This is a genomic window from Lactobacillus sp. A27, assembly GCF_016742815.1.
GTDB classification, from domain to species: Bacteria; Bacillota; Bacilli; order Lactobacillales; family Lactobacillaceae; genus Lactobacillus; species Lactobacillus gallinarum.
The window spans coordinates 1-10,557 of record NZ_JAEHNT010000002.1; the positions used below are offsets into that span (position 1 = coordinate 1).

7 protein-coding genes, 2 tRNA genes, 1 riboswitch and 1 other annotated feature are annotated in these 10,557 nt (G+C 38.4%); of the genes, 2 read left to right on the forward strand and 7 right to left on the reverse strand.

Features of this window, described 5'->3' with window-relative positions; genetic code table 11:
• Positions 1-218: 218 nt before the first annotated feature.
• Both JEM49_RS00320 and leuS read right to left on the reverse strand, forming a co-directional pair.
• The gene (locus JEM49_RS00320; RefSeq protein WP_201873038.1) at positions 219-1,865 is read right to left on the reverse strand and encodes a putative polysaccharide biosynthesis protein; all 1,647 of its coding nucleotides are present in this window, start codon (positions 1,863-1,865) and stop codon (positions 219-221) included.
• Between the two features lie 93 nt (positions 1,866-1,958).
• Positions 1,959-4,373, reverse strand: coding sequence for a leucine--tRNA ligase (leuS, locus tag JEM49_RS00325; RefSeq protein ID WP_025006409.1), 2,415 nt, complete (start codon positions 4,371-4,373; stop codon positions 1,959-1,961).
• 40 nt (positions 4,374-4,413) lie between these two features.
• Positions 4,414-4,606 (reverse strand) — a binding site (T-box leader).
• 56 nt (positions 4,607-4,662) lie between these two features.
• Here leuS and JEM49_RS00330 point away from each other — a divergent pair.
• Together JEM49_RS00330 and JEM49_RS00335 are read left to right on the forward strand one after the other, a co-directional pair.
• Positions 4,663-5,325, forward strand: coding sequence for a phosphatase PAP2 family protein (locus JEM49_RS00330; protein ID WP_201873041.1), 663 nt, complete (start codon positions 4,663-4,665; stop codon positions 5,323-5,325).
• A 136-nt stretch (positions 5,326-5,461) separates the two neighbouring features.
• Positions 5,462-6,442, forward strand: coding sequence for a polyprenyl synthetase family protein (locus tag JEM49_RS00335; RefSeq protein ID WP_201873043.1), 981 nt, complete (start codon positions 5,462-5,464; stop codon positions 6,440-6,442).
• A gap of 39 nt (positions 6,443-6,481) precedes the next feature.
• Here JEM49_RS00335 and JEM49_RS00340 read toward each other — a convergent pair whose 3' ends face one another.
• The 5 genes from JEM49_RS00340 to JEM49_RS00360 all read right to left on the reverse strand — a co-directional run bounded on the left by JEM49_RS00340 (position 6,482) and on the right by JEM49_RS00360 (position 10,466).
• Positions 6,482-7,942: an MDR family MFS transporter gene (locus tag JEM49_RS00340; protein ID WP_025006407.1), complete on the reverse strand. Its 1,461-nt coding sequence runs from the start codon at positions 7,940-7,942 to the stop codon at positions 6,482-6,484.
• An 18-nt stretch (positions 7,943-7,960) separates the two neighbouring features.
• Positions 7,961-9,160 carry a methionine adenosyltransferase gene (gene metK / locus JEM49_RS00345; protein WP_098037036.1) on the reverse strand — a complete coding sequence of 400 codons (1,200 nt, stop codon included), beginning with the start codon at positions 9,158-9,160 and terminating at the stop codon, positions 7,961-7,963.
• Positions 9,158-9,246, reverse strand: a riboswitch (SMK box riboswitch). Its footprint overlaps the gene before it by 3 nt.
• 65 nt (positions 9,247-9,311) lie before the next feature.
• Positions 9,312-9,384, reverse strand: a tRNA-Val gene (locus JEM49_RS00350).
• Between the two features lie 5 nt (positions 9,385-9,389).
• A tRNA-Glu gene (locus JEM49_RS00355) sits at positions 9,390-9,461 on the reverse strand.
• A gap of 150 nt (positions 9,462-9,611) precedes the next feature.
• Entirely contained in the window at positions 9,612-10,466 is an 855-nt protein-coding gene (locus tag JEM49_RS00360; RefSeq protein WP_201873050.1) for a metal ABC transporter solute-binding protein, Zn/Mn family, read from the reverse strand.
• Positions 10,467-10,557: the final 91 nt, after the last annotated feature.

Here is a 10,557-nt window from a genome sequence, read left to right on the forward strand (position 1 = left end):
TGTTAAGATTAACAAGAGCCAATGGTTGAACATTAAGGACGTTGTAAAGGACTAATTCTTTTAGATCAAAACAAATAAATAATTCTTACATGATGAATACCATGAAAAAAGGAACGAGTTTTGCTCGTTCCTTTTTTATTACCTACTTGCATCCCTTCCCCAGTGTTTTAACTCCAAACACAAAAAGAACGATGAAATCAATCATCGTTCTTCTTTCATTAACTATGAATATGCAATTTAACTAAAATTCGTTCAATTTTGCTACCCATAACTTTTTGGGCTAAATCTGTCTTTATTGTGGCTAAGCCATAAAAGACAATTCCCACGACTACTGATAAAATTACCAGAATCAAGGCAGATATTCTATGATCTGGGTTTAAGAACTTGCCTAAGCCCATCTCAACTAATTTAACAATTAGGAACATCCCTATCGAAAATGCGGTAATACCAACCAAGCGGCGGCTTGTTCTATTCAAATTAAAGTCATACTGTACTTCTAAGTGCTTCAATGACAACAGAACAATCACCAATAAGCCTAAGTTGGTTGCAACTAACGGTCCATAAATCTTGAACAAAAAGATCATCGGATATTGCAAAATGCCCTTCAGGATTAAACCTAAAACTAAATATTTTATTGCCAATCCATTTTCTGACAAACCTTGCAAAACCGCCATCAATACTGTAAAAAGTCCTAAACTGATTGCAGTAAATGATGACAAGTATAAAACGTTGCTACCTAATGGATCTGGGCCATAGAAAACCGTATAAATCGGTTTACTAATAGCGGCCATTCCGAATGCAGCAGGAATCATCACGAACAAGAACAAGTCCATCGTATTAGCAATTTGCTTAGAGATGCTCTTAAAATCGCCTCTAGTATGTGCAGCTGACAAAAGCGGAATCGCTGTCACTGCCATTGCACTTGCCAAAGACACGATAATCATGATCAACTTATTGGCATTAAGACCAAATAATGCATACCAATCTTCAATTGTATCTGAACTTGCATGAACCAGCCCTGCAATCATTGGGTGGAATGTATATTGGTCTACTAATGAGAATAAAGTTATTCCTGAATCGATAATAATAAATGGAATTGCCTGTTCAATAATTTCCGCAAATAGTTCGGTTGTGGAAACTTTTAACCGATTATTCGAATTAGCAACCAAATTATCTAATTGTTTTCGCCGTGAAAACAAGAACCAAACTAACAGGCCAATCCCAAATGCGGCACCAATTGCGGCAGCCAAGTTTGACTGGATAACGGCATGAACATAAGAGCCGTGCTGCACTTGCATGATCACAAATGCCGTTAAAAGCATCCAAACTACTCGAGCAAATTGCTCCACAAACTGTGACATCGCACTTGGCATCATGTCCGCATACCCTTGGAAGTACCCACGCATGATACTCAAGATCGGAATAAGCAAAATCGCATAAGACAAACTACGCATAACTGCAATTTGTCTTGGATCGCTTTGACTACCGTTAGATGCCAGTAGCGGTGAGGCAAAATACATGATCGCAGCAGAAATTACTCCTAAGAAGGCCATTAAAATTAACCCTTTATGGAATAATTTTCGCCCAATTCCATATTCATTTAAGGCATTATACTTAGCCACCTGTTTGGCAATCGCTCCCGGAATTCCAGCCGTCGAAATTAGAATAAATATCGTATAAATATTATAACTTCGCGCAGTTAAGGCATTGGCAATATTCCCATAGTCACCCATCCAGGCATACCAAGGAATAATATACAACGCACCTAAGATTCTAGAAGCAATCGACCCAAAGGTCATCCAGGCAGAGCCCTTTAAAAACGTGCTTTGTGTATCTTTGCTATCTAAATTATTTTCTTCTTCCATCAATTTTTCCTAATAAAAAGCATTAACTAATTAATTGTCACTCAATTTGCTTCATAAAGCTCAACTTCATAAAGCTTTTAGGAAAAACTTAACTTATTTAGCAACGATATTAACAATCTTGTTAGGTACAACGATAACCTTCTTAACGTCCTTACCTTCCAAGAATTTTTGTACGTGTGGTAAAGCCATAGCTTCTTTTTGAACAGCATCACGATCTGCATCCTTAGCTGCTTGGAACTTACCACGAAGCTTACCGTTAACTTGAACCATAATTTCCACAGTTGATTCAACTAACTTAGCTGGATCATAAGTTGGCCACTTAGCATAAGTAATTGATTCATCATGACCAAATACTTGCCAGATTTCTTCCATCATGTGTGGAGCAACTGGAGCCAAAAGCTTAACAAATCCTTCTGCGTATTCACGTGGAATACTCTTAGCTTTTTGCGCAGCATTGATGAAGACCATCATTTGAGAAATAGCGGTGTTGAAGTGAAGAGCGTCAAAGTCTTCAGTAACCTTCTTAACAGTTTCTGCATAAACCTTGTCGAGTTCACCATCGTTTTTATCCACAATTCTTTCTTGTGGAATTGCCTTAAGGTCAAGGTCGTTAACAAACAAACGCCATACACGATCTAAGAACTTCTTAGTTGATGCTGGACCATTGTCATCCCAGTCAATTGAAGCATCAAGTGGTCCCATGAACATTTCGTACATTCTAAGTGAATCTGCACCGTATTCATCGATCACTTCATCTGGGTTAACTACGTTACCCTTTGACTTAGACATCTTTTCGTGGTTCTTCAAGATTAAGCCTTGGTTGTACAAACGTTGGAATGGTTCCTTGGTTGGAACAACACCCAAGTCGTAAAGAACCTTGTGCCAGAATCTAGCGTAAAGAAGGTGACGAACTGCATGTTCTGCACCACCGATGTAAAGGTCAACTGGAAGCCATTGCTTCAATAAGTCGTAATCAGCTAATTCTTTATCATTGTGTGGATCAACATAACGTAAGTAGTACCAACTTGAACCAGCCCAGTTAGGCATAGTGTTGGTTTCACGCTTACCTTTTCGACCATTTTCATCAACTACGTTTACCCAGTCAGTTAAGTTAGCTAATGGACTTTCTGGAGTACCGGATGGCTTGATATCAGTTGCATGTGGTAAACGAAGTGGAAGTTGATCCTCTGGAACAAGTGAAGTAGTACCGTCTTCCCAGTGGATAACTGGAATTGGTTCACCCCAGTAACGTTGACGACTGAAGTCCCAGTCACGAAGCTTGTAGTTAACTTTCTTTTCACCGCAGTTGTGTTCTTCAAGCCAGTCAACCATCTTCTTCTTGGCATCCTTGATGTTCAAACCATTCAAGAATTCTGAGTTAATGTGTGGACCATCTTCAGTGAAGGCAGCCTTAGATAAGTTGCCACCTTCAAGTACTTGATTAATTGGCAAATCAAACTTTTTAGCAAAATCATAGTCACGATCATCGTGAGCTGGAACTGCCATTACGGCACCAGTACCGTAACTTGCTAAAACGTAGTCAGAAATCCAAATTGGAACTTCTTTGCCGTTAACTGGGTTAATTGCGTAAGCACCAGTAAATACACCGGTCTTATCCTTGTTTAAATCAGTTCTTTCAAGGTCTGACTTAGATTCAATCTTCTTGATGTAAGCATTAACTTCGTCTCTATGACCGTCAGTGGTAATTTCTTGCACCAACTTGTTTTCTGGAGCAAGAACAGTGTATGAACAACCAAACAAGGTATCAGGACGGGTAGTAAAGATATCAAAAGTCTTGTCACTGTCTTTAATCTTGAAAGTTACTTGTGCACCAACTGAACGACCAATCCAGTTACGTTGCATTTCCTTAACTGGTTCTGGCCAATCCAAATCGTCAAGGTCTTCCAAAAGACGATCTGCATAAGCGGTCATTTTAAGCATCCATTGACGCATATTACGACGGTATACTGGGTAACCACCACGTTCAGTTTTACCATCAATAACTTCTTCGTTAGCTACAACAGTACCAAGGTCTGGTGACCAGTTAACTGGAACTTCAGCTTCATAAGCAAGGCCCTTCTTATACATTTGTTCAAAGACCCATTGAGTCCACTTGTAGTAGTTAGGATCACTAGTAGTAATTTCACGATCCCAGTCGTATGAAAAGCCTAACTTGTTAAGTTGACGCTTAAAGTTGGCAATATTGTTTTTAGTAACAACTGCTGGATCTTCACCAGTCTTTAAAGCATATTGTTCTGTTGGAAGACCAAATGCATCCCAACCCATTGGGTGAAGCACATTATAGCCTTGTGCACGCTTCATACGTGAGACAATATCGGTTGCAGTATATCCTTCTGGATGACCTACGTGAAGTCCCTTACCAGATGGGAATGGGAACATGTCCAATGCATAATAATTTTTCTTCTTGGGATCTGTACCTGTCTTGAAGGTATCATGCTTTGCCCAATAATCTTGCCATTTCTTTTCGACAACTTTGTGATTATACATATTTTTCCTTTCTAACAAAAAAGTCCTATGATTCTATCAATCATAGGACGAAATAATCGCGGTACCACCTAAGTTCCACATCAAAAATGTGACCCTTAATCGCTCCTTAACGCGGATGGCAACGATAGGTTTCAATACCAGGACAAGTTCACAATTCCATTCTAAGACTTCACAGCAACCAGTCTCTCTCTGAAAAAATATCCTTGTTACTACTTCCTGACCTTTATTTTCTTATAGATAATGATTATAATTTACCACAAATGCTAAAAATTACAAGGGGAGACTTTTTTTGATTAATACAAAAAATCCACCAAGAGATACTCTGGTTCCAGGGATAATCTTTGTGGTCATCTACGCAGCGTGGGCGATGCTTGTTTCATCTGGTTCACCGTTTATCCACAATTTCGACAATGCAGTCATCAGCATTGTCTGCAATAATAATCCGACAAATGTCGCTTTTGCAAAAACTTTTACCAATTTAGGCAATACCAGCACGATTACGATAGAAACAATTATCTTATTTATTCTTTTAATTACGTTTAAACAATATGCTTATGCTTGGTTCACAGCAGGCGTCATGATCTGTGCCAACGGTTATAACTGGATTATCAAACACGCAGTTGAGCGCCAACGTCCAACCGTTCACCATTTAGTTTATGCCGATGGCTACAGTTTTCCATCAGGTCACTCAGTTGGTAGTGCCGCATTATTTGGAGTTTTAATTATCTTGACAATTTTATTAATTAAAAGCAAATTCTGGAAAACTCTATTAATTATCATTTGGGCGTTGTTCCCGATCTTGATCGGCTACACAAGAATATTCGTCCATGTGCATTATCCATCTGATGTCTTTGGAGGTTGGATTGAAGGAATTACCTTTGTTTTACTTGGTTATTCATTCTTATACCACTTTTACATTGAACCAAAAATGTTAGAAAAATCGCGAAAATAAACAAAAAGACTAGTGAATTTAATTTTCACTAGTTTTTTTGTTGGTTAGATTCACAATCTGCGTAATAATAAGTAATGTAACTATTTGAACAAATCAATTAAACGATAATAATTTTATTAGTTTAAGGAAACAATTTATGAAAAATTTTAAGCCTTGGAAAAAATATCCACTTATTGCTGATGAATTAGCTGAAGTCGATGCTTTGATTCAGCACACCATTCAAACTCCTCATAAGAGTTTACAGACTGCTTTATTAACAATGGCCGACAACGGTGGCAAATATCTGCGCCCCAGCCTTTTATTATTAGCAGCACATGTAGTCGGAAAAGTTAATCAACAAACTATTAATTTAGCTTCATCTATCGAAATTTTGCATATGGCAACTTTGATTCATGATGATATCATCGATGATTCTGATCTGCGTAGAGGCAATATCAGCATTCAAGCAGAGTTTGGCAAAGATGTCGCTGTGTACGCTGGTGATTTATTATTCACCAACTTTTTTGATTTAATGCTGGATACAACTGCAGAACACGAGTATCTGGTGCGCAACGCGCAAACTATGAGCCATATTTTAAATGGAGAACTCGGTCAAATGGCTGAACGCTTTAACTTAGAGCAGACCTTTACGGATTATCTAAACGATATCAAAGGTAAAACCGCCGCCCTCTTCCGTTTAGCAGCTGAAGAAGGTGCACATTTTGCGGGTGGGAATGCCGAAGAAAGTGAAGCTTTAGCCAATTTTGGAGAAAATCTAGGAATCGCATTTCAAATTGTAGATGATTTATTAGACTACACAGGCAGCGACAAACTCAATAAGCCTACTTTAGAAGATTTAGCTACCGGTGTTTATTCCTTGCCACTTTTGCTTGCACTTGATCAGCCCGAGTTAAGACAAAAGCTGTTGCCTATTTTAAATAAAAAACGCGAAATGTCCGTTTCAGATATGCAACTGATTCAAGAAATTCTCGTTAATAGTTCCGTTATTGAGAAAAGTAGGAAACTCGCTCAAGATTATGCCCAAAAAGCGGTTGACTGTTTAGCTATTTTTCCAAATAATAGTGCAACAACATTACTTAAGAAAATGCCGCAACAATTGTTGAAACGCAGCTTTTAAAACAAAAATCCAGACGCATTAAAGATGCATCTGGATTTTTTATTTGGTATTAATTTTTTGATCACGATATGTTCGGTTCAAAACGATGGAAACAATTATCACGATTAATGAAACAAAATATACGGCTTTTAATCCACCCAAAAGAACTTGACGCAACTGTGGAATCGTATTGGCTGCTAGCGTCTTGGCATTTTCCGCAGAAACGATTTTATTCATCATCCCTTGAGTCAATCCAGGGTGCTTAGCTAAACCATGAGCTACCGCCGTATTAAAGGCAATACCGTAGATTGAAATCATCATAGTTTGACCCAAATATTTCATCAAAGTATTAAATGAAGTTGCTACCCCAATGTCAGACTTAGATACTAGCACTTGAGAATGAACCTGAGATGCCGTTGTAATAACCCCAAATGCGGTACCGTTAAAGGCTGCGACAATACAGAATACCCAGAATGGTGTGTAAATTGGTACTAAAAGCAATACCAAATCTGTGATCACCAATACGCCTAACATATAATCATAAGTCCGCTTAATACCCCAGCGGCCAAGCATCCAGCCTAGAATAAACGAACCTACAATCCACATTAAAGAACTTGGTGTAACGGCAAAACCAGCAAGCGAGGCGTTAGTTCCGTTAATTCCCTGCATCCAAGTTGGAATATAGAATTCAAAGCCAATAACTACCCCACAGATAAGTAGAGTAATTAGATTGATTGCCAGGAACTCTCTATTTTTCAGCATTGATAACGGCATTATTGGGTCCTTAGCGCGCTTTTCTGCCTTAAAGAAGGCAATTACCGATACCACAATTAAAAGAGCTAAAATAGCCATTATTGCAATATTGGTGTTTTCGCCAAGATCCTGTAAGAAGAACATCAAAGCTAGCAGTAAAATTACCAACCAAGTTGTACCTTGCAAGTCCAACTTTGATTTGGCATTGTGCTTTGGTTCTTTTAAATAGAAAATAACCAGCAAAAAGGCGATAATTCCGATCGGAACATTAATATAAAAGACCCAGTGCCAAGACAGATGTTGAACAATAAAACCACCTAATAGTGGTGCAATTACTGAGGCTACTCCCCAAAAGCCAGAATTGAGTCCTAACAGTTTTGCCCGTTTTTGCAAAGTATATAAATCCGCAATCAGCGTAATAGCCACCGGTTGAACTGCTCCTGAACCTAATCCTTGAATTGCTCTAAATACAATTAATTCAATCATATTCTGAGCTAAGCCACACAATGACGATCCAATGACAAAGAGTGCAATCCCAAATAAAAAAACTGGCTTTCGCCCAATGCTATCTGCCAGTTTTCCATATAAAGGAGTTGACACAGCCGTCATCAAAAGAAAGATTGATACAACCCAATTCATAATTTCCAATCCATTCAGATCAGAAACTATGGTTGGCATCGCAGTAGAAACAATCGTTCCTTCAACACCAGACATAAAAGTAGTCATAAAAATCGCAAGCGTGACTAGTGACACGTTTGTTTTTTTCATTTTTACTCCCTCTTTTTATTATTTATTGTTTTTGATGTAATCAAGTAAATCTTGAGTTTTATCGGTCTTTTCCCACGGTAAATCGACATCTGTTCTGCCGAAGTGACCATATGCGGCAGTTTGTTCATAAATAGGACGACGCAAATCAAGCATCTTGATGATACCTGCTGGACGAAGATCAAAGACATGACGAACTGCTTCAGTCAAAAGATCATCATCCACCTTACCGGTACCAGCTGTATCAATCATAATTGATACTGGGTGAGCCACACCGATTGCGTAGGCTAATTGTACTTCACAGCGATATGCAAGACCAGCTGCCACGATATTTTTAGCAATATAGCGAGCTGCATAACTAGCACTACGGTCAACCTTTGTTGGGTCTTTACCTGAGAAGGCACCACCACCATGACGAGCATAACCACCATAAGTATCAACGATGATCTTACGTCCAGTTAAACCAGAGTCACCCTTTGGTCCACCAATAACGAAGCGTCCAGATGGGTTAATCAAGAACTTGGTCTTTTCATCCAAGTAGCGAGCTGGAATAACTTCTTTAATTACTAAATCGATCATTGCTCGACGAATTTCGTCATTAGATACTTCTGCATCAGTTTGAGTAGAAATAACTACAGTATCAACACGAAGTGGATTCTTGTTCTCATCGTATTCAACTGTAACTTGTGCCTTAGCATCTGGACGAAGCCATTCTAGAGTATGATCCTTTCTCAATGAGGCAACACGTCTCATTAAGCGATGAGCAAGTGAGATTGGCAAAGGCATTAATTCTGGTGTTTCCTTAATAGCAAAACCAAACATCAAACCTTGGTCACCCGCACCAATTTGATCCAATTCGTCTTGATCAGACTCATTTTCTCTAGTTTCAAGTGAATGATCTACACCACCCGCAATATCAGGTGATTGCTCATCAATATCCACCATGACGGCACAGTTATTGCCATCAAAACCTAATTCAGGACGATCATAACCAATTCTCAAGATGGTCTTACGTACTACGTCTTGAATATCAACATAAGCACTAGTTGAAATTTCTCCGAAGACAAAAACCATACCTGTAGTTACAATCGTTTCACATGCTACATGTGAATTAGGATCTTTTTCCAACATTGCATCCAGAATAGCATCTGAAATTTGATCAGCAACCTTATCTGGGTGTCCTTCAGAAACTGATTCTGAAGTAAACAAACGTCTTTCCATAATAGTCCCCCTATATAGACATTAGCTATTCGGTTACAAGGCATCTTCACTGTTAATAGTGAATCCTTTCAGGACTTGAACCGATAAAATTATTTTGTTCGTTCTTTTTGCATAAAAAAAGAACTACCGTCTCCGCGGTAGTCCCGAACAATGGAGGATACAGGGCTCGAACCTGTGACCTCCTGCTTGTAAGGCAGATGCTCTCCCAGCTGAGCTAATCCTCCATAAGTGACCCGTACGGGATTTGAACCCATGTTACGGCCGTGAAAGGGCCGTGTCTTAACCACTTGACCAACGGGTCATATCTCTTAATCAAGAGTACTTTATTATAATAACTAAATCAATTTTAAAAGTCAAGAACTTTTTTAACTTTTTCATTTTTTAGTTATCTGAGTGACATCTCAATCACAACGCTTATTATATTACTAGACATCCTTAATTTATGCAAGGGTTATTTTGAAAAAATTTGAAATAATTTTTGATAATTGTTTTTCATCCATTGATAGTAGCTAACACCATTAGGCATCGTCTCACGTACATCAAGTACTGGCACGTTTGAGTGCTTAGCTAAGCTTACCATATTATTAACGGTACTGCTTGATGCTTGGACATTATTAACGAAGAAAGCAATTTTTCTCTGTTTGATACCCATTTGCATTTCGTGTACAACCTTAGCGTTTGGATCAGTTTCATTTTCTACAGTCTCTTCAAAAGCTGGATTACCAATTTTAAAATGGCACCGCTCTAAGGCATAATCAAATACCGGCTCACTCACATAAACTGGCTTCGCCTTTCTTCCATTTATTTTGTCGGCCAATTTCTTTATCGTATCTATTTTATTCAAATAAATTTTGGCATTAGTTTTAAAATAAGATGTATGCTTAGGATCAATTTGACTAGCTTTTTTAACAAGGTAGGCCACGTATTTTTGTGGCATATTCAGGTTATACCAAATATGAGGATTGTCGCCCTGTTTTAGTCCCATAAGCTGCTCTCCTACTTTAGTAACATGAATATCATTTGCATTAGCCAAATTAGTCATCCAGCTGTCATATCCCAAACCATTTGCAATAACGATATTGGCATTGGCTACTTCTTTAGCGGAGCCAGTAGTAGGCTCAAAATCATGGGGATCGGTATCGCCATGATTGATAATTGCCTCGACTTTACCGTGCTTACCCACGATATTTTTGGCAATATTGGCATAAATATTAGTTGATGTGACAATGTCGACTTGATGTTTCTGAGTATTTTCCTCTTTTTTAGTTGAACAGGCTGATAGAAAGAATAATAAAAATACTACCAGTAGAGAAGTGAAGTGAGACCTAAAAGTGAGACACTTTTAGGTCTTTTACTATGTCTAAATTTAATAAAGAACAAAAAATAGAAATTTATCG